Annotated in this window: 17 protein-coding genes; 12 read left to right on the forward strand and 5 right to left on the reverse strand. The window is 65.4% G+C overall.

What is annotated here, in order from left to right; genetic code table 11:
• The first annotated feature begins 13 nt into the window (after positions 1 to 13).
• Positions 14 to 1,987, forward strand: coding sequence for a phosphoenolpyruvate--protein phosphotransferase (ptsP, locus tag DBIPINDM_RS21300; protein ID WP_258589052.1), 1,974 nt, complete (start codon positions 14 to 16; stop codon positions 1,985 to 1,987).
• Positions 1,988 to 2,010: 23 nt separating this feature from the next.
• Here ptsP and DBIPINDM_RS21305 read toward each other — a convergent pair whose 3' ends face one another.
• Positions 2,011 to 2,805 carry a hypothetical protein gene (locus tag DBIPINDM_RS21305; protein ID WP_258589053.1) on the reverse strand — a complete coding sequence of 265 codons (795 nt, stop codon included), beginning with the start codon at positions 2,803 to 2,805 and terminating at the stop codon, positions 2,011 to 2,013.
• A 262-nt stretch (positions 2,806 to 3,067) separates the two neighbouring features.
• Between DBIPINDM_RS21305 and DBIPINDM_RS21310 the strand changes: the two genes are divergently transcribed.
• Positions 3,068 to 3,973: a sugar-binding transcriptional regulator gene (locus DBIPINDM_RS21310; RefSeq protein ID WP_318036946.1), complete on the forward strand. Its 906-nt coding sequence runs from the start codon at positions 3,068 to 3,070 to the stop codon at positions 3,971 to 3,973.
• Here the strand turns inward: DBIPINDM_RS21310 and DBIPINDM_RS21315 are convergent.
• Genes DBIPINDM_RS21315 through DBIPINDM_RS21325 form a run of 3 tightly spaced genes read right to left on the reverse strand, consistent with a single transcriptional unit; the run spans position 3,960 to position 7,153 of the window.
• Entirely contained in the window at positions 3,960 to 4,811 is an 852-nt protein-coding gene (locus tag DBIPINDM_RS21315) for a TIGR01459 family HAD-type hydrolase (RefSeq protein ID WP_258589055.1), read from the reverse strand. The genes DBIPINDM_RS21310 and DBIPINDM_RS21315 overlap by 14 nt on opposite strands.
• Entirely contained in the window at positions 4,808 to 6,094 is a 1,287-nt protein-coding gene (locus tag DBIPINDM_RS21320; protein ID WP_258589056.1) for an FGGY-family carbohydrate kinase, read from the reverse strand. The genes DBIPINDM_RS21315 and DBIPINDM_RS21320 overlap by 4 nt, the downstream gene beginning before the upstream one ends.
• Positions 6,095 to 6,109: 15 nt before the next feature.
• Entirely contained in the window at positions 6,110 to 7,153 is a 1,044-nt protein-coding gene (locus DBIPINDM_RS21325) for a class II aldolase/adducin family protein (RefSeq protein WP_258589057.1), read from the reverse strand.
• Between the two features lie 183 nt (positions 7,154 to 7,336).
• On the opposite strand from DBIPINDM_RS21325, the gene DBIPINDM_RS21330 reads away from it, so the two are divergent.
• The 10 genes from DBIPINDM_RS21330 (at position 7,337) to DBIPINDM_RS21375 (ending at position 17,472) form a co-directional block, all read left to right on the forward strand.
• Positions 7,337 to 8,116 carry a DeoR/GlpR family DNA-binding transcription regulator gene (locus tag DBIPINDM_RS21330; RefSeq protein ID WP_258589058.1) on the forward strand — a complete coding sequence of 260 codons (780 nt, stop codon included), beginning with the start codon at positions 7,337 to 7,339 and terminating at the stop codon, positions 8,114 to 8,116.
• The gene (locus DBIPINDM_RS21335) at positions 8,113 to 9,492 is read left to right on the forward strand and encodes an FGGY-family carbohydrate kinase (RefSeq protein WP_258589059.1); all 1,380 of its coding nucleotides are present in this window, start codon (positions 8,113 to 8,115) and stop codon (positions 9,490 to 9,492) included. The genes DBIPINDM_RS21330 and DBIPINDM_RS21335 overlap by 4 nt, the downstream gene beginning before the upstream one ends.
• On the forward strand, positions 9,489 to 11,033 hold the full coding sequence (locus DBIPINDM_RS21340; RefSeq protein ID WP_258589060.1) for a sugar ABC transporter ATP-binding protein: 1,545 nt from the start codon (positions 9,489 to 9,491) through the stop codon (positions 11,031 to 11,033). The genes DBIPINDM_RS21335 and DBIPINDM_RS21340 overlap by 4 nt, the downstream gene beginning before the upstream one ends.
• Positions 11,030 to 12,022 (forward strand): ABC transporter permease subunit, encoded by a 993-nt coding sequence (locus DBIPINDM_RS21345; RefSeq protein ID WP_258589061.1) that lies wholly within the window; start codon positions 11,030 to 11,032, stop codon positions 12,020 to 12,022. Before DBIPINDM_RS21340 ends, DBIPINDM_RS21345 begins: the two co-directional genes overlap by 4 nt.
• A gap of 80 nt (positions 12,023 to 12,102) precedes the next feature.
• Complete coding sequence (locus DBIPINDM_RS21350; RefSeq protein WP_258589062.1) at positions 12,103 to 13,041, forward strand: ABC transporter substrate-binding protein; 939 nt, start codon at positions 12,103 to 12,105, stop codon at positions 13,039 to 13,041.
• 69 nt (positions 13,042 to 13,110) lie between these two features.
• A complete protein-coding gene (locus DBIPINDM_RS21355) occupies positions 13,111 to 14,004 on the forward strand; it encodes a sugar phosphate isomerase/epimerase family protein (protein WP_258589063.1) in 894 nt (297 codons plus the stop codon).
• Between the two features lie 140 nt (positions 14,005 to 14,144).
• The gene (locus DBIPINDM_RS21360; protein WP_258589064.1) at positions 14,145 to 14,498 is read left to right on the forward strand and encodes a cupin domain-containing protein; all 354 of its coding nucleotides are present in this window, start codon (positions 14,145 to 14,147) and stop codon (positions 14,496 to 14,498) included.
• Positions 14,499 to 14,624: 126 nt separating this feature from the next.
• Positions 14,625 to 15,452, forward strand: coding sequence for an AraC family transcriptional regulator (locus tag DBIPINDM_RS21365; protein WP_258589065.1), 828 nt, complete (start codon positions 14,625 to 14,627; stop codon positions 15,450 to 15,452).
• Between the two features lie 95 nt (positions 15,453 to 15,547).
• Positions 15,548 to 16,975 (forward strand): tryptophanase, encoded by a 1,428-nt coding sequence (locus tag DBIPINDM_RS21370; RefSeq protein WP_258589066.1) that lies wholly within the window; start codon positions 15,548 to 15,550, stop codon positions 16,973 to 16,975.
• Positions 16,972 to 17,472, forward strand: coding sequence for an aminoacyl-tRNA deacylase (locus tag DBIPINDM_RS21375; protein ID WP_258589067.1), 501 nt, complete (start codon positions 16,972 to 16,974; stop codon positions 17,470 to 17,472). The genes DBIPINDM_RS21370 and DBIPINDM_RS21375 overlap by 4 nt, the downstream gene beginning before the upstream one ends.
• 385 nt (positions 17,473 to 17,857) lie before the next feature.
• Here the strand turns inward: DBIPINDM_RS21375 and DBIPINDM_RS21380 are convergent, their stop codons facing one another.
• On the reverse strand, positions 17,858 to 18,112 hold the full coding sequence (locus DBIPINDM_RS21380; RefSeq protein WP_258589068.1) for a hypothetical protein: 255 nt from the start codon (positions 18,110 to 18,112) through the stop codon (positions 17,858 to 17,860).
• Positions 18,113 to 18,124: the final 12 nt, after the last annotated feature.

An 18,124-nucleotide genomic window follows, 5' to 3' on the forward strand; every position in this document is an offset into this window, starting at 1 on the left:
CAGAGTATTTGCCATGGAACGCTCGACCATCGTCAGAGTGCATGAAGGTTTGCACGCCCGTCCCGCCACGCGGTTCGTCAAGCTCGCCAAGGGCTTCGAATCCGATGTCGAGCTGGTCAAGGACGGCAAGGCGGTCAGCGCCAAGAGCTCGGTCAAACTGATGCTGCTGGCGGTCAAGGAGAACCAGGAAGTCACCGTGCGGGCCAATGGCGCCGACGCGATCGAGGCGATCGAGGCGCTGATCGGCTATCTCGAAAACCCCAAGGCTGGTCTCGACGACGAAATCGAGCCGCAGAGCCCGGCGAATGATGCCGGCCAGGCGGCACCCGCACCAGCGACTGAATCTGCATCCGGCCGAGCGAACGGCTTGCGCGGTGTCGCCGCGAGCGAGGGCGTCGCGATCGGGCCGGCTTTCGCGCATTTCCCGCCCGACATCGCCGGACAGGGCCGCCTATTGCAGGCCGAAGAGATCGCCGGCGAGATCGACAGGTTTCGCGCCGCCGTCGCCGCCGTCCAGGCGCGCATGGACCGGGCGCTGGCGCAGGACAGCCTGTCGGCCGGAGACAGGGGGATCGTCGCGGCGCTTCGCGATATCGCCGCCGACGACAGCCTGACCGGCGAGGCCGAGAAGGCGATCAAGGGCGGCAATGACGCGGTTTCGGCCGTCATCACCGCCTCCTCCACCATCGCTGCCGAGTTCAGCGCCGTCGACGATCACTACCTGAATGCGCGGGCGGATGACGTTCATGCCGTCGGGCGGCAGATCTGCCTGGTGTTGCTGGGCCAAGACGACGTCAGCCTCGAAAACATCCCCGAAGGCGCGATTCTGATCGCCGACGACATTGGTGCCTGGGATCTGGCGCGCGCGCCGCTGAAACGCATCGGTGGCGTTATTTGCGGCCACGGCGGTGCCACCTCTCACATCGCCGTCATCGCCCGCTCGCACGGCATCCCGGCGGTGCTGGGCCTTGGCGACCGGGTCAATGCCTTGCGCACAGCGCGCGACGTGGCGCTCGACGGCAACACCGGCCATGTGATCTTCGACCCGGATGCAGCGACGCGCGCCGATTATGCTAGCCGTGTCGAAGCGGCGGCGAAGGAGCGTGCCGGCCTGACCGCCTTCAAGACAGTGACGCCGAAGCGCGCCGACGGCAAGGTGATCGAGGTCGCGGCCAATATCGGCTCGCTGGAGGAAATCGAGGCGGCGCAGGAGGCCGGTGCCATGGGCGTCGGCCTGTTCCGCACCGAGCTCCTGTTCATGCGCCACATGCATCTTCCCTCGGAAGACATGCAGGCCGAGACCTATGCGGCGCTGGCCAAGGCCTTCGCGCCCTATCCGGTCATCGTGCGCACGCTCGATATCGGCGGCGACAAGCCGATCGCCGGCATCGAGTTCCCCGACGAGGAGAACCCCTTCCTCGGCTGGCGCGGCATCCGCATGTGCCTCGACCGGCCCGATATCTTCAAGCGCCAGCTCAGGGCGCTGCTGAGGGCCGCCGTGCACGGCAACATCAAGGTGATGCTGCCGATGGTGTCCGATATCGGCGAGGTCAGGCAGACACGCATTCTGGTCGATGAATGCGCCGCTGAACTGAAGGCCGAAGGCATACCGCACGCGACGTTCGATCTCGGCGTGATGATCGAGACCCCGGCCGCCGTGCTGATCGCCCCGGCGCTGGCAAAAGAGGTGGCCTTCTTCTCGATCGGCACCAACGATCTCACGCAGTACATCATGGCCGCCGACCGGCTCAACCCGACCGTGGCGAAGCTCAACGACGTCACCAATCCGGCGGTCATGATGGCGATCGAGCTGACGGCAAAAGCCGGCGTTGCCGCCGGCATCATGGTGGGCATGTGCGGCGAGGCGGCGGGCCGGCCGGATCTGATCCCGGCCTTCATCGAGATGGGGCTGACCGAGCTTTCGATGAGCCCGGCCTCGATCCAGCGCGCCAAGAAGACGATCACGGCCATGGCAGCCGGGGACTAGATCCCGGCCACAGCTGCTAGAGCTTACGGCAAATGCGCGAGCAAGGTGGCAAAGACTGGTGTCAGTTCCTCAACCGGGCTCGCCTTGGCGCAGGCCTGCACAATGCGGTCGTGACGGATATCGGCGGCCAGGATCGCGATCTCCAGCATGTCAGGCTCCGGTGCGCCGTCGCGGCCGGTTGTCGCCAGGCCGCAGGCCAGAACCACTGGCGCAAGGCAGCTTATGTCGAGCGCCCGTTCCCCGGCCGTTTCCGGCGCGGCTTCGCCAAAGCGGACCGGACGCTGGTTGAGCAACTCGACCAGCAGCGCCGCGCAGGTGGCCGCGATTGCTTGCAGTCCGGTACCCGGTGCGGTCAACGCGGCCAGCAGATCGCCATGGCGCTTGCGCATCGTGGTATGCGCGGCGGCAAAATCGGCTTCGTGAATGCGGGCATTGTCGATCTTCAGCCAGGCAAGCACCGCCTTGGTCAGATAGTACATGTCGCGCCGGAACAGGCGCTCGGCGCTCAACTGCCGTTCTTCGTTTCCGGCCGGGAAATAGGTGGCGAGGCCTTTCACGGTCGTGCCGTCCACCTTGATCGGGCGCTCATGCGGGACAAAGGATTCGGCGATCGACAGTGCCTCGTCGAAGGCGCTGGCGGCATGGCTGAGCAGGCCTTCGATGCCCTTGCCCGGAAACGGCGGCAGGTGGCTGGTCGCTTCACGCACGACGCTGGCCTCACCGCTGCCGTCATGCCGGCTCTGGCGGATGATGTCGCGGACTTCGCGCAACCGGTCCTTCAGGTTGACGCGGACGTCTTCGGAGATTTGTCGGAGCATCGCGGATCGCCTCGAAAGTGCCGTGGAGAGCGGCCAGCAAGGCGCCGGCCACCAACTCTACATTGTTCCTATCGATTGGTAGATCAATAGGCGATACTAGGCCAGCATGCAGAATCGGCGACAGCGCGCTTGTCCGTCGCCGCGGGGGAGGGATGATTTGGCCAGGCGACGACAAACCGACGAGGGGCGGGCAGGAGCCGAAGGGACCGAGCAGGTCGCTAGTGAAAGCCGGACGGACCGCCTCAGGATTCGCGCCGCCTGGATGTATTTCGTCGAGCAGATGACGCAAAACGAGATCGCCGACGTGCTCGGCGTCGGCCGCGTCACAATCGTGCGCATGCTGGCCGAGGCGAGGGCGCGCAACGAGGTGAAGATCACCATCGAGAGCGAACTGTCGGAGATCGTGCGGCTGGAGCGCGCGCTGGAGCGGACGTTCGGCCTGCAGCAGGCGCTGGTGGCGCCGCTTTCTGCCCCCAATGCCGATCCGATACCGGCAATCAGCGCCAAGACCGGCAGTTTTCTGTCCGACACGATGAAATCCGGTATGCGCGTCGGCGTCGGCTGGGGCCAGACGCTGTTTTCGAGCCTGCCCTTCATCAGCGCCAAATCGCTCACCGACTTCAAGGTCATCTCGCTGCTTGGCGGTGTCGGCGTCGTGCGGCGCTACAACCCGGCCGAGTTCGCCTGGCGCTTCGCCCAAATCTTCCAGGGCGACGGTTATCTGATCCCGACGCCGGCCGTCGTCGACAGCGTCGAGACCAAGATCGCGTTGGTCGAGCGCTGCGGCCTGCAGGAGGTTTTTGAAATGGCCAACGTGCTCGATGCCGTTCTGCTGAGCGTCGGCGGCATCGCCTCGGCCACCACCTTCTCTCGCGGCGGCTTTCTTAGGGAAGCGGACCGGGAGGCCCTGCTTGCGCGTGGCGCCGTCGGCGACCTTCTGTTCCATTTCTTCGACCGCAATGGCGATCTGGTTGACCATCCCGTCAACAGCCACGTGATGTCGGTGGATGTCGACCGTCTGCGCGCGGCGCCGATCCGCATCCTGACCTCCGGCGGCGAGGAGAAGACCGAGGCGCTGCTCGGCGCGATGAACCTGATCGCGCCGACGATCCTCATCACCGACGAGGAAAGCGCCAAGCGCATGCTCGAGGCGGTCAGCGCAAGCTGAAGGATTCCGTGGTGTAATCGGGCCAGGCCTGCTGCTCGTCGAAAATGGCGGCAAGATCCGGCGTGTCCGCCAATATTCCGCCGAGCACCAGCGCCGTGGCGACGCCGGCGCCATTGCCGCCAGATATATCGTGCTCGACGCTGTCGCCGACGCAGACCACGCTGGCGCGGTCCGGCTCGCCGGCCAGCGCCAGCGCCGCGTCGAAAATCGCCGGATAGGGTTTGCCGATGCGGGTGACGCTGCCCCCCAGGCTTTCGTAGAGATCGGCGATCTCGCCGGCGCCAAAGCGAGGTCCAACCGCCGTCAGCATGATCCTGTCGGGATTGGTGCAGAAGCACGGCACCTTGCGCGCTGCCGCGGGGGCCAACAGCCGGCGGTAGTGGTCGAGGTTATGGCGGTCGCCTTCGCTGGCTGAGATCAGCACCAGTTCGGCGTCTTCACCGGCCTCCGTCAGCACGAAGGGCAGGCCTTCGATCGCCGTGCGGTCGTTGTCGCGGCTGATCAGCAGGCATTTTGTCCCTGGGCGCAGCTTTCCCGATGCGGCCATGTCGTTAAAGGACCGCCACGCCACCTCGCCGGAGGACACAAAATGATCCCAGCTGCCGGCGGCGAAGCCGAGCTTGAGCAGGCGATCCTCGTTGGGGCTGGCGCGCTTGCCGGAATTGGAGATCAGCACCACCGTCTTGCCGGCGCGCTTCAGCGCCGACAATGCCTCCACCGCGCCGGGATAAGGAGCCTGGCCGTCATGCAGCACGCCGAACTGGTCGAGCAGGAAGACCTGGTAGCGCTCAGCCAGCGGTCCGATGCCGTCGAGGCGTTCGATGGTTTTCGCGCTCACAGCAGTCCCGCCTTGCTTGCACCCTTCAGCGCCAGCCGCGCCGTGCCGGCTGCCGCCTCGTCGGAAAGTGCCGGCAGGAAATCGACGCCGAGCTTGCGACGCCGGATCGCTGTCCATGCCGGATTTGCCGCGCCGCCACCGACGCTCCTGACCGATGTCAGCGCAGGCGCGCCGAGTTCGGCAAGCCTGCGGTAGCCGAGTGTCTCGATCGCCGCCATGCCTTCGAACATCCCCTTGAGATAGTCGGCGTCGTCAGCCGGCCTTGGTATAAGGCGTGGCGGCAGGGCCGGATCGGCGATGGGGAACCGCTCGCCGGCCGCACCAAGCGGATAGTAGTCGAAGCCGGTCTCGGTCGTGGGGTCGATCTTGGCGCTGAGTTCGATGATCCGCGCCAGCGGAAAATGCTGAGCCAGCACCTTGCCGCCGGAATTCGACGCGCCGCCGGCCAGCCAGGCGTCGCCGAGGCGATGGCTGTAGATGCCGAAGCGCGGCGCCGAGAGCGGCCGGTCGGAGAGGATCTTGATGGTCAGCGACGACCCCAGCGCCGTGACGCCGTCGCCGGCGGCCGTGGCGCCCGTCGCCAGGAACGAGGCGCAGCCATCGGTGGTGCCGGCGACCACGACCACATCGGGCGGCAGGCCCAACATCTCTGCAGCGGCCGCGGTGAGCGTGCCGGTGACATCGCCCGGCTCGACGACATCAGGCAACAAGTCCATGCGCATGCCGGTGGCCGCGATCCAGTCCGGCCAGCGGCGCGCCTCGACGTCGTAGCCTGTCTTCAGCGCATTGTTCTCGTCGCTGATGTCGAAGCGGCCGGAGAAGTTTCCCGCGATCCAGTCGGCCTGGTGCAACACCGCCGCGATACCGGGCAGATGCTGGAACTGCAAGGCCTTGGCGAGGCCTGAGGTTGCGCCATGGGCGGCACTCGCCTCCGGCGCCTCACGGGCGATGGCGGCCAGGATATCGGCGTCGGCGACCTTGTCGTTGTACATCAACGGCTCGGCCAGGGGCCGCCCGGCGGCGTCGACCGGCAGCAGCGTGCCCGACGTGCCGTCAACGGCGATGGCGCGGACCGCGGCGCGGACCGCGGCGCGGTCGATGCTCGAAAGCAGGCCCGTCAGAGCCGCCTGGACCGCTTGCCACCAGGCCGAGGGGTCGCGGGGGTTCTGGCCGAATCTATCGAGGCGGACAGCAGACTGGCCGGCAATCGAAAAATCCGGGCGCATGGCGACAGCGCGCGCGCCTGACGTGCCGATGTCGATGCCGATGACAAGGGGCGTCATGTCTTCAGTCCTCTGTTAGCCGCTGGCGGCATTGAGCTTCTGGCGATACTGCTCGGCGTCCCAATTGACCAGTTCGTCGTTCTCGGCGGCGGTGAGATAATTCAACCGCGCCGCGACATCGACGCGTGCCGTCACATCGGCGAGGCAGCGCTGCATGGCGTCGGCCCCGGCACTGGAGTCGCCGCGCATCAGCACGCCGGCGCCCGGAAACAGGATCGCCACAGGCGGTGCGCCGAGCCGTACGGCGACACCAGACGCACTCTCGCCCGGTCTCGCCACGACCGAGCCCTGGCCGAGGAAGATGACATGGTCCGGATAGAGGCTGCCGGCCTCAGCCATGCGGCGGCTTTCCGCATCGAGTGCGACCGCATGGGCTTCGGCATCCGCCGGCAATCGGTAGACGCTGTCGGCGGCAAGCGCCGTCAAAGCCGCAATGTCGGGCGCGGCGGTCGCGCGCGCCGGCCGTGCCAGCAGCGAGCGGACGCGGTGGAGCAGAACGTCCGCCTCGGCGACGGTTTCGGCGGCGATAACCAGCCCGTGATTGCCGAGGATCAGTACGTCGACACCAGGCCGCAGTTTTTCGGCAATGCCGCGGGCAAGCGGCAGGCCAGGCCGGAAATAGGGCACATAGGCCCATTCGATGCCGCCGAGCCGCCTGGCGACCTCGGCCTCGCCATCTGCCTGCACGGCAAGCGAAATCGTGTCGACGCAATGCACATGCAGCACCACGCGTTGCGGCATCAACGCGTGTACGGTGGTCTCGATCGACGGGCGCAGGCCGCGCGGATTGAGTTCATCGATGGCAAAGGCCTGCGGCTTGTCGGCGGCCGGATCGCGCTGTTCGACGGCCTCGAGCAGCGGCGCCATTGCCACCGGTACCATGATGTCGTCGCTGAGCGCATCCTTCAGCCAGGTACCGGAGGCCTTGATCCACAGCGTGTCGCCGGCCTTGAGCGAGGTGTTGCCACCCGCCGCCTGCGTCATATGCGGGTTGAGCCCGATGCTGGCCGAAAGCGCCCGCAAGGCCGCCAGTTCCTGCGCATCAGCTTGGGTTGCCATGGCGCCTTTCCTTACACGCTTGCGCGAAATCCCGTCGCCCGGGCCGCCGTTGGCGCTGATATCGCAGATATGAGTGATCTGCGTCAACAGTGATCTACTATCGTCAAAACTGGCTTGCAATCTGACTAATGTTGAGTAAGTTGCGCCAATTGCCATGGAAAAATGGCATTGGGGAGGAAAGAGTTGAGCGACCTCGGCCGCCAGCGTCAGATCGTCGAACTGCTGCGGGACCGCCCGTTCGCCTCGGTGCGCGAGCTGCAGGAGCGGCTTGGCGTTTCGGCGGCGACGGTGCGGCGCGATATCGACAGGATCGACGAGGCCGGTGAGGCACGGAAGGTCTATGGCGGCATCTCGGCGCTCGACGGTGCTTCGCAGGGCGTCGCCTATGCCCGGCCCTATGATGAGAACCGCGACCTCGCGGTCGAGGCCAAGCGGCAGATTGCTGCTCTCGCCGCGACCATGGTGCGCGACGGTGACGCGGTCATCGTCCATGGCGGCTCGACCTGCTTCCATCTCGGCGTCAAGCTCGCCGACCGCAACATCCGCCTCTACACCAATTCGATGCCGCTCGCGGCCTATCTCAGCGACCATGGCCATTGCAGTCTGACGGTTGCCGGCGGCGACCTGCATCGCGAGCCAGGCATCATCCATTCGCCGACCCAGGCGACGCCCTTCTACGCCTCGAAGTTCTTTCTCGGCGCACAAGGCCTCAATCAGGAAGGGCTGCTGGAATCGCATCCGCTGCTGGTGCGCTCCATCGTCGATCTCAGCCTCTGCGCCGACCAGATCGTGGTGCTGGCCGACAGCCGCAAGCTGTCGATCCACGCGCGCAATGTCGCCTTGCCGCTGTCGCGCATCGGCACGCTGATCACCGACGACGGTCTTTCGGATGCCGATGCGCGCATGCTGGAGGATGCCGGCGTCATGGTGCGGATCGCGTCCACCTCGGGAGCCGTCCTGTGAAAGTGGCGGTGCTCGATTTCGGCAAGACCAATTCGAAGTTGTTCGTCTTCGGCCAGGACGGGCGCATCCTCGACGAGCGCCGGACCCAGCCGAAATGGACGCGCCAGGACGGGTTCAGCGTGCTCGACGAGGCTGAACTCCATGATTGGGCGCTCGGTGCCGTTACGGACGCGGTCGAAAATCATGGCGCGGAAGGGGTGATGGTGTCGGGCCATGGCTGCACCTTCGCCCTAGTCGATGACGCGGCGCTGACGCATCCGATCCTCGACTACGAGCAGGAGCCGCCGGCCGAAATCACTGCCCGGATCGATCGCCGCATTCCGGATTTTGCCGAGACCTTCTCGCCCCGCCTGCCGCTCGGCTTCAATTATGGCCGACACATGCTGTGGCTGCAGGAGGTCGATCCCGACGCGTTCGCGGCGGCGACATCGATCCTGGGCTATCCCCAGTACTGGAGCTGGCGCCTCGGCGGCCGACCGGTTTCGGAAGTTTCCTATCTCGGCTGCCATTCGCATTTGTGGGCACCGCGCAAGCGCGACTTTTCCTCTTTGGTCGACGCCGAGGGGTGGCGCGGCCAGATGCCGGCCTTCGCGCGCGCTGGCGCGCTCATCGGCGAGCGACATCTCGGTGGCTCGGCACGGCCGGTTGCCATCCACAACGGCGTCCACGACTCGAATGCGGCGCTTTATGCCTATCGCCGCCAGGAGCTTGGCCCGCTGACCGTGGTGTCGACCGGCACCTGGGTCATCGTGCTCAATCCCGACTGTCCGCTGGAAGTGCTCGACCGTGACCGCGACATGCTGGTCAATGTCGATGTCGACGGCGGCCCGGTGCCGACCATCCGCTTCATGGGCGGCCGCGAATTCGCCACCATCAGTGACGGCTGGCAAGGCACGATCCCGCATGGCTCGATCCAGCAAGCGATCGACGCCGGCATCATGGCGCTGCCGAGTTTCGCGCCGGGCGGGCCGATTCCGGATCGTCCCGGCCGGCTGGTCGGGCGCACGCCCGATGCCGGAGAACGCGCGGCCGTGGCGCTGCTTTATGTGGCGCTGATGGTCGATCTCTGCCTCGACCTGATCCATTCGCAAAACACCGTCATCGTCGATGGCGGGCTGAACACTGGCGGCCTGCTTGCAGGGCTCGTGGCGCAGCTGCGTCCCGGCCAGGCCTTCCTGCAAGGCGCCACGCTGGAAGGCAGTGCCACGGGCGCGGCCGCGCTCGCCTTCGAGAGCGTCGGCCGCGACTTCGCCGCCGAGGTGCCCGAGCCGGTGCATGCGGCATGCTTTGCCGGCCTTGTCGGCTATCGCGACGCCTGGCGCGATCTCGTTGCCGGGCAGGGCGCCGCCGTCAAGACGGCGGGAGGCGCGCGATGATCGCGACGGCCAAGACCGAGACGGCACGCCAGCCGGTGCTGGAGATGCGCCACATCTCCAAGACCTTCGGCGCCATCCGCGCCTTGCACGATGTTTCGCTCACCGTCCATGCCGGCGAGCTGCACGCGCTGATGGGCGAAAACGGCGCCGGCAAGTCGACGCTGATGAAGGTGCTGTCGGGCGCCTATCGGCCGGATGCCGGCGGCGAGATCCTGATCGATGGCGTGCCCGCCGCGACCGGCGATCCGATCAAGGCGCGCGCTGCCGGCATCGCGGTGATCTATCAGGAGCTGTCGCTGGCGCCGAACCTGACGGTGGCGCAGAACATCTTCCTCGGCAACGAACCGCGGCGCTTCGGCATTGTCGACCGCGACCAGTGCAGCCGGCGCGCGAGCGAGATCATAGCGCGGCTCGGCGTCTCCTTCTCGGCGCGTGCGCTGGTTTCCAGTCTGTCGCTCGGTGAGCGACAGCTGGTCGAGATCGCGCGTGGGCTGTCGACCAATGCGCGCGTCATCGTCATGGACGAGCCGACAACATCGCTGACCTCGCGCGAGACCGACCGGCTGTTCGAGGTGATCGCGACGCTGAAAGCGCAAGGCATCGCCATCATCTACATCAGCCATCGCATGGAAGAGGTCTACCAGCTCGCCGACCGCGTCAGCGTGCTGCGCGACAGCGGCTATGTCGGCACGCTGGAGCGTGCCGACCTCAATGCTTCGCGCCTGGTGTCGATGATGGTCGGCCGCGATCTCTCCGCCTTCTACAAGAAGGATCATCGTCCGCCGGACGAGAAACGCGCCATCGCACTCTCGGTGCGCGGCATGTCCGACGGGCGATTGCTGAAAAACTGTTCGTTCGACCTGCACAAGGGCGAGGTGCTGGCTCTGGCGGGTCTCGTCGGCTCCGGCCGCACCGAGCTCGCCCGGCTGATCTTCGGTGCCGACAGGCGCATATCGGGTACGTTGGAACTCGACGGCAAGCCTGTAACCATCGGCTCGCCGCGCGAGGCGCTCGACGCCGGCATCGCCTACCTCACCGAGGACCGCAAGGAGCTCGGCCTGTTCCTCGATATGTCGATTTCCGACAATATCAGCATAGGCGTGCTGGCCAGGGACGCGCGGGCCGGCGGGTTCCGCGACTTCACAGCCGCCGAAAGGCGCGCGGCGAAGGCCATTGCGGACCTGTCGATCCGCACCCGCTCGGCGCAGGCCAATGCCGGCTCGCTGTCGGGCGGCAACCAGCAGAAGGTGCTGCTCGCCCGGCTGCTGGAGACCGAGCCGAAGGTCGTCATCCTCGACGAGCCGACGCGCGGCGTCGATGTCGGCGCCAAGTCGGAAATCTATCGGCTGATCGACAATCTCGCCAACAGCGGCATCGCCATCCTGATGATTTCCAGCGAATTGCCCGAGGTGATCGGCGTCGCCGACCGCGTGCTGGTGATGCGCGACGGCGCCATAGCGGGCGAGGTGACGGCATCCGAAGGCGAGTCGCTGCGTCAGGAAGCGATCATGGAACTTGCGACGGGAGCGGCCCAGGGATGACCGACAGAACGACGACGAGCGTGGATCAGGCGACGGTCAGGAGCCGGCGGCTGCGGACCGCCTTTGCCGCGCTCGGCATGCTGCCGGTGCTGGTGCTGCTGGCTGCCGGGTTCCAGTTCATCAATCCCCGCTTCCTGACCGAGACCAATTTGTTGATCGTCACCCAGCAATCGTCGATCAACATCGTGCTCGCCGCCGGCATGACCTTCGTCATCCTGACCGGCGGCATCGACCTGTCGGTCGGTTCCATTCTGGCCGCTTCGGCGATGGTGGCCGTGATGGTGTCGCTGGTGCCGGACTGGGGCCTGCTCGGCGTGCCGGCGGCCATCCTGGCCGGCCTCGGCTTCGGGCTCATCAATGGGCTGCTCATCGCCTATATCAGGCTACCGCCCTTCATCGTCACGCTGGGGTCGCTGACGGCCGTGCGCGGCATTGCCCGCCTGCTCGGGCAGGACACGACCGTATTCAACTCGGACCTGCCGTTCGACTTCATCGGCAATGGTTCGCTGTTCGGCATCCCCTGGCTCGTCGTCATCGCGCTCACCGTGGTGGTACTGTCCTGGCTGGTGCTCAAGCGCAGCGTGCTCGGCACCTGGATCTACGCCGTCGGCGGCAATGCCGAGGCGGCGCGGCTGACCGGCATCAAGGTGCCGCTGGTGCTGCTCTTCGTCTATGGCGTTTCCGGCCTGCTGGCCGGGCTCGGCGGCGCCATGTCGGCGGCAAGGCTCTATGCCGCCAACGGCCTGCAGCTCGGCCAGTCCTACGAGCTCGACGCCATCGCCGCGGTCATCCTCGGCGGCACCAGCTTCGTCGGCGGCGTCGGCTCGATCTGGGGCACGCTGATCGGCGGCCTGATCATCGCGGTGCTGTCTAACGGGCTCATCTTGGCCGGTGTCTCGGACATCTGGCAGTACATCATCAAGGGATTGGTCATCATCGTGGCGGTCGCCCTCGACCGCTACCGGCTCCAGGCTGGAGCAAGAACGTGAGTGACCTGGTCGCCGGCATCAACGACCGGCTTGTGTAACGCACCGTGAGAGGCGCGGTGCATCAGGAGGAAGTAAGCGTAATGAAGACCATCGCCAAACTGCTCTGCGGCGCCGCTTTCGCGGCCGTCGCCATCGCGCCGGCATCGGCCAAGGACCTCAACAAGGTCGGCATCTCGGTCGGCCTGCTCGGCAACCCCTTCTTCGTCGCCACCATCAAGGGCATCGAGGACGCGGCCAAGAAGATCAATCCAAAGGTCGAGGTGACGTCGGTATCGGCCGACTACGACCTCAACAAGCAGGTCTCGCAGGTCGATTCCTTCATTGCCGCCGGCGTCGACGTGATCATGCTCAACGCCGTCGATGCCAAGGCGATCGCGCCGGCGGTGAAGAAGGCACAGGCTGCCGGCATCATCGTTGCCGCCTTCGACGTTTCAGCGCCGGGCGCCGACGTCACCGTGATGACCAACAACGTCAAGGCCGGCGAGGAGGCCTGCCAGTACCTGGTCGACCATACTGGCGGCAAGGGCGATTACGTCATCCTCAACGGCCCGGCATCGTCGTCGATCCTGGAGCGGGTCAAGGGCTGCAAGAACGTGCTTGCGCAGCATCCGGACATCAAGATCCTGTCCGACGACCAGAACGCCGAAGGCTCGCGCGACGGCGGCCTGAAAGTGTTCCAGTCGCTGCTCACCCGTTTCGACAAGATCGACGCGGTGTTCGCCATCAACGATCCGACGGCGATCGGCGCCCAGCTCGCCGCCAAGCAGCTCAACCGCTCCGAGTTCGTCTTCACCGCGGTCGACGGCGCGCCCGATATCGAAAAGGAGCTCTCTTCCGGCAAGTCGATGATCAAGGCCTCGGCCTCGCAGGACCCTTACGTGATGGCCGGCCAGTCGCTGACGATGGCGGCCGACCTGTTGGCCGGCAAGAAGCCGGCGGAGCCGATCGTGCTGCTCGATCCCAAGCTGATCACCGCCGAGAACCTGAAGGACTACAAGGGCTGGACCGCAGCCCGCTGATCACTCCAACAAGCGCGGCCGGGTTGACCCGGCCGCGCCTTTCCTCATCGCCGCAAACCGGAGACGATCATGTCGCGCATCGGAATCCATTCTTTCGTCTGGTCGGCGAGCTCGGCGCAAAGCGCGCTCGAACGCACGCTGGCCAACACCAGGGAGGCGGGTTTCGATCTGATCGAATTCTCCTATCTCGACCCTGCCGATGTCGATATTGGCGGGCTCGCCAAACGCATTGCCGATCTAGGCCTCGGCGTGGCGATCAGCATCGGATTGCCTGCTGATGGCGACATTTCGAGCGCCGACAAGGGGATTGCGTCGCGTGGTGTCGAAATCCTCAACCAGACCATCGCGCTGACGCGCGACCTTGGCGGCCGCAAGGTCGCCGGCATTCTGTCGACCAGCCACGGCTTGCAGGTCGAAGCGCCGACGCGCGATCAACGGAATCGCAGCGCAGCAGCGCTGGCCAAGGTGGCCGAGACGGCGAAGGCGGCCGGCGTCACGCTCAATCTCGAGATCGTCAACCGCTTCGAAAGCAATTTGCTCAACACCGCCGCGCAAGGTCTCGCCTTCATCGAGGACACTGGCTCGGACAACATCTTCCTGCATCTCGACACGTTCCACATGAACATCGAGGAAGCCGATGTCGGGCTGGCCATCCGCCACGCCGCAGGCAAGATCGGCTATGTCCATATCGGCGAGAGCCATCGCGGTTTTCTCGGCACCGGCAATATCGACTTCGCAGGGATTTTCGATGCGCTGACCGCGATCGGCTATGCCGACGATCTCAGCTTCGAATCCTTTTCTTCGGAGATCGTCGACGAGAACCTGTCGAAGAAGACCGCGATCTGGCGCAATCTGTGGACCGACAATATGGCGCTCGCCAAGCACGCCCGCGCCTTCATCGGCCTTGGGCTGGAGACGGCGCGGCGCAAGGCGGAACTGGTCTCGGCTCGGCACAAGCCGTAGGGCGGTCACGGGCGGCAGGACTTCGCAAGCTGCGCTGCCAAGGTGCGTAAACGCCGCTGGTTATGATGGTGCATGCATTGCTCCCGTCCGATGCATCGGCTATCCGACCTCTGCGACACAGAAAGCTGAAGGAGCCCGGCATGACGAACAAGACGATCCTCAAATTCGGCCCCGTCGAACACGCGGAAGCCGGCGACCTGCCTGGCTGGATCGCGGTCGAGGGCCAGCCGACCATGCAAACCGCCGTCCAGCACACGACCGCGGACGGCAAGGTCATGTCGGGCACGTGGCGGGCGTCGCCCGGCACCTATCACGCGACCTACACCGACTATGAGTTCGTGCACATGATCGCCGGCCGCATCATCATTACCCCCGATGGCGGCACGCCGGTCGAAGTCGGCCCCGGCGACGCTTTCGTGGTGGAAGCCGATTTCAAGGGAACCTGGAAGATCATCGAGCCGGTGACGAAGCATTTCGTCGTCCGGGTCGCCTGACGCCCCGGCCTCGATCCCGCCAAGCAGGCAGGTCGGCAATACGCCGACCTGCAATACTTTTCTTCAATCCGGCTGCCTTCACCTGTGCTAATTCGACCTGAGTAATCTTGTTCAGGGAGCGAAGCAGTGAACGCTCGAAACGCAAAAGAGCACGCCCGGTATTTCACGGCGCCGACCACGGGCGTCGAATGCCTGACGGCCTCGTTCAGCCAACATCACTACGCCCCCCACGCACACGAGACCTATGTGATCGGGGCGCTGTCGAGCGGCAAGGCCAGCGTCTTCATTCGCGGCATCCAGCGTTTTGCCACCGCCGGCGACCTGACCCTCTACAATCCGCATGACGTTCATGACGGCATCCCCAGCATAGACGGTTACAGTTACCGCGTGAGTTATCCCGATGCCGATCTCATCGTCGACATCACATCGGAAATGGCGGGGAGCGGAATCCACGGCACGCCGTCCTTCCCCGAACCCGTCGTCAGGGATCTGCGAGGCTGTGCTCTCTTCTTCGAGGCGCATCGCGCCTGGGAAGACAATCAATGCCCGCTGGAAGCCGAAGAGCTGATGCTGCGCAGCTACCGCCACTGCCTGTCCAGGCACGCACGGGTCGCGCTGAAGCCGGCTGGTGCCGAAGGGGGACCAGTGGCGCGGGCAGCAGCGGTCATGAGCGAGCGGTTCGATGAAAAGCTGACCCTTGCCGAATTGGTGAGGGAAGCCAGGCTGCCGCGGCAGCGACTGATTGAAGCATTCCACCGGGACACCGGCTTCACGCCACATGCCTATCTGATCAACCGGCGCGTGGACGCCGCGAAGGCGATGTTGCGACGCGGCCGTGACCCGGCGGATGTCGCGGTCGCATCCGGCTTTGCCGACCAGGCCCACCTCATCCGCACCTTCAAGGCACGCATCGGCGTCACCCCAGGCGCCTATCAGGCTGCTTTCGCCATGTAGCGGTTTTTCGACGGGGCGCTCGCCCCTCGTTCTCCACCATTCAGCAACCCACCCAACCGGCGCCGCAACGCGCCGCAATGAAGGAGCATGTCCCAATGAAACGTATGCCGGAGCCATTCAGGATCAAGATGGTCGAGCCCATCCGCATGACCGAACGGCCGTACCGCGAGACCGCGCTTCGAGCAGCCGGTCTCAACCCGTTCCTGCTGCGAAGCGAGGATGTCTATATCGATCTCCTGACCGACAGCGGCACCGGCGCGATGAGCGATCGCCAATGGGCTGGCCTTATGCTTGGCGATGAAGCCTATGCCGGCAGCCGCAACTACTACCGGCTGGCCGAGACGATCGAATGGCTGTTCGGTTATCCCTATGCGATTCCGACCCATCAGGGGCGCGGTGCGGAACAGATACTGTTTCCGGAAATGGTCAAAAGGCGCGGCTCGGCCACGCCGGTCTTCCTGTCGAACTACCATTTCGACACGACGAAGGCGCATGTCGAGATCGCCGGCGCGAAAGCGATCAACGTCTTGACCAAATCCGCCCTCGACACGGCCAGGCATGATGACTGGAAGGGGAACTTCGACCTGGCGGAACTGCTTCATGCGATCGAAATCCACGGCCGCCAGAACGTCGCCGGCATCATCGCGACCATCACCTGCAACAGCGCCGGCGGCCAGCCAATGTCGATGGCCAACCTGCGCACCGTTTCCGGATATGCGCGGGAAATGGGCATCCCGATGATCATCGATGCCACGCGCTTTGCCGAAAATGCCTGGTTCATCAGGCAGCGGGAAACCGGCTATGCCGAGCGTTCGATCCGCGACATCGTGCGGGAGATGATGTGCTATGGCGACATGCTGACCCTGTCGGCGAAGAAGGACGGATTGGTGAACATCGGCGGCTTCTGCGCCTTCCGCCAGGACGAGGATCTGTTTCGCGCCGTGCAGACGCGGTGCGTCCCCATGGAGGGCTTCATCACCTATGGCGGCTTGGCTGGGCGTGACATGGAGGCGGTCGCGATCGGGCTCGAAGAGGCGGTCGAAAGCGACTATCTCGCCTATCGCATCGGCCAGGTCGCCTATCTCGGCGACAGGCTGCGAAACGCCGGCGTGCCGATCCAGTATCCGACCGGTGGCCATGCTGTGTTCGTCGATGCCGCCGCCGTCCTGCCGCATGTCCGGCCAGAGCAGTTTCCGGCACACGCGCTCGCCTGCGAACTCTATCTCGAGGCCGGCGTGCGCGCGGTGGAGATCGGCTCGCTGATGCTGGGGCGCGACCCGCAAACCGGCGAGCAGGAAGCGTCGCCTCTCGAATTGCTGCGCCTCACCATCCCGCGCCGCGTCTACACCAACGATCATATGGATTATATCGCCGACGCGCTGATCGCGGTTGCGGCGCGCGCGAAAAGCATCGGGGGGCTAGACTTCGAGTATGAACCTCCGGTCCTGCGGCATTTCACGGCGCGTTTCCGCTGGGCAGAACAGGCCCTGGCGGCACCGAACAAGGAACTGGTCGACGCATGAGCCCGCTGGTCAAACGCTATCTCGAAGAGCGGGCGGCGGTGTTCTCCGTGGTGACGCACAGGCCGCTGATCTCGTTCGAGGATGCCAAGGAGATCCTGCCGCACGACCCTCGAAACATGGTCAAGAGCCTGGTGTTTCGCTGTGCGGACGACAGCCTTGCGATCGTCGCCCTGCGGGCCGCGGAGCGCGCCGACTACAAGAAGATCGCGGGCGTGATCGGGGAGCGGCGCGCGGACCTGCGCATGGCCGAGGAGGACTGCGTCCGGGACAGGCTCGACATGGAGATCGGCGGCGTCGTTCCGCTGCCGATCAATGGGGCGCGCGTGTTCATCGACCGCAACGTCCTTGAACTGGAGGAGGTTGTCTGCGGCACGGGCCGCAACACGGCGACCCTGGTGATTTCCCTTTCCGAGCTGATGCGGATCGCCCAGGCCGTGGTGGCGGACCTGTCGAAGCCGGCGGCTGTCACAACCCAGCCCGGCCTTGCCGCGGGCTGAGGGCGGCAATGCGGCGGCCGGGCATCAAGCTCTCCAATGGGCAGGTGACGACCAGGATTGCCGCCATTGCCTTAATTGGGCTCGGCGTCTTCGGTGTGGTCCGCGCGGTGGTCAATTTACTCGGATATTGATCCGGCTGCAGACGGCAACATGTCAAGCCAGGCGCCAGGAGACGTCGAGCATCGCCGAGCTTTCCCGCGGCCATGACACTGGACCGATCAGGCGGGCCCAAACGCCACATTGACCTAGTCGAGCATCGGCAGTCTCCTTAGGATCGCCCCTGGCGCGAGGCCGAGCACCGTCCAGCGCGCGACCATACAGAATCTGCCAGATCTCAATTGTACGAGGACTGGGAACGGTGATCGGGAGCGGGCCTAGCGCGACTTCAAACCGGGCGGTCGGGCCGCGGCTTACGAGACCGGGTGCGCAGCATCAGCACAACCTTCCCAATCAGGCCGATCGCGAGCAACGCCCCGAAGTACCAGAGAAAATTGCTCGCCAAATGCCACGCCGCATACTCCGCAGTATTCTCCCCGACGCGGCGCGTCACAGCATCCACAGCCTCACTTTCATCCGCCCAGGCAAGGGTGGCCGCGTGAGTCAGGATGAAACAGGTGGTGGCGAGGAAGGCGGCTTTCATTGCATTTTCTCC

Source organism: Mesorhizobium sp. AR02 (assembly GCF_024746835.1).
In the GTDB taxonomy this organism is placed as follows: domain Bacteria; phylum Pseudomonadota; class Alphaproteobacteria; order Rhizobiales; family Rhizobiaceae; genus Mesorhizobium.

Coding starts and splice junctions, on each gene's coding strand:
- DBIPINDM_RS21360 (WP_258589064.1), top strand. CDS start 14,145: ATGACGAACAAGACGATCCTCAAATTCGGCCCCGTCGAACACGCGGAA.
- DBIPINDM_RS21325 (WP_258589057.1), bottom strand. CDS start 7,153: ATGGCAACCCAAGCTGATGCGCAGGAACTGGCGGCCTTGCGGGCGCTT.
- DBIPINDM_RS21340 (WP_258589060.1), top strand. CDS start 9,489: ATGATCGCGACGGCCAAGACCGAGACGGCACGCCAGCCGGTGCTGGAG.
- DBIPINDM_RS21375 (WP_258589067.1), top strand. CDS start 16,972: ATGAGCCCGCTGGTCAAACGCTATCTCGAAGAGCGGGCGGCGGTGTTC.
- DBIPINDM_RS21370 (WP_258589066.1), top strand. CDS start 15,548: ATGAAACGTATGCCGGAGCCATTCAGGATCAAGATGGTCGAGCCCATC.
- DBIPINDM_RS21350 (WP_258589062.1), top strand. CDS start 12,103: ATGAAGACCATCGCCAAACTGCTCTGCGGCGCCGCTTTCGCGGCCGTC.
- ptsP (WP_258589052.1), top strand. CDS start 14: ATGGAACGCTCGACCATCGTCAGAGTGCATGAAGGTTTGCACGCCCGT.
- DBIPINDM_RS21345 (WP_258589061.1), top strand. CDS start 11,030: ATGACCGACAGAACGACGACGAGCGTGGATCAGGCGACGGTCAGGAGC.
- DBIPINDM_RS21305 (WP_258589053.1), bottom strand. CDS start 2,805: ATGCTCCGACAAATCTCCGAAGACGTCCGCGTCAACCTGAAGGACCGG.
- DBIPINDM_RS21320 (WP_258589056.1), bottom strand. CDS start 6,094: ATGACGCCCCTTGTCATCGGCATCGACATCGGCACGTCAGGCGCGCGC.
- DBIPINDM_RS21355 (WP_258589063.1), top strand. CDS start 13,111: ATGTCGCGCATCGGAATCCATTCTTTCGTCTGGTCGGCGAGCTCGGCG.
- DBIPINDM_RS21310 (WP_318036946.1), top strand. CDS start 3,068: ATGTATTTCGTCGAGCAGATGACGCAAAACGAGATCGCCGACGTGCTC.
- DBIPINDM_RS21380 (WP_258589068.1), bottom strand. CDS start 18,112: ATGAAAGCCGCCTTCCTCGCCACCACCTGTTTCATCCTGACTCACGCG.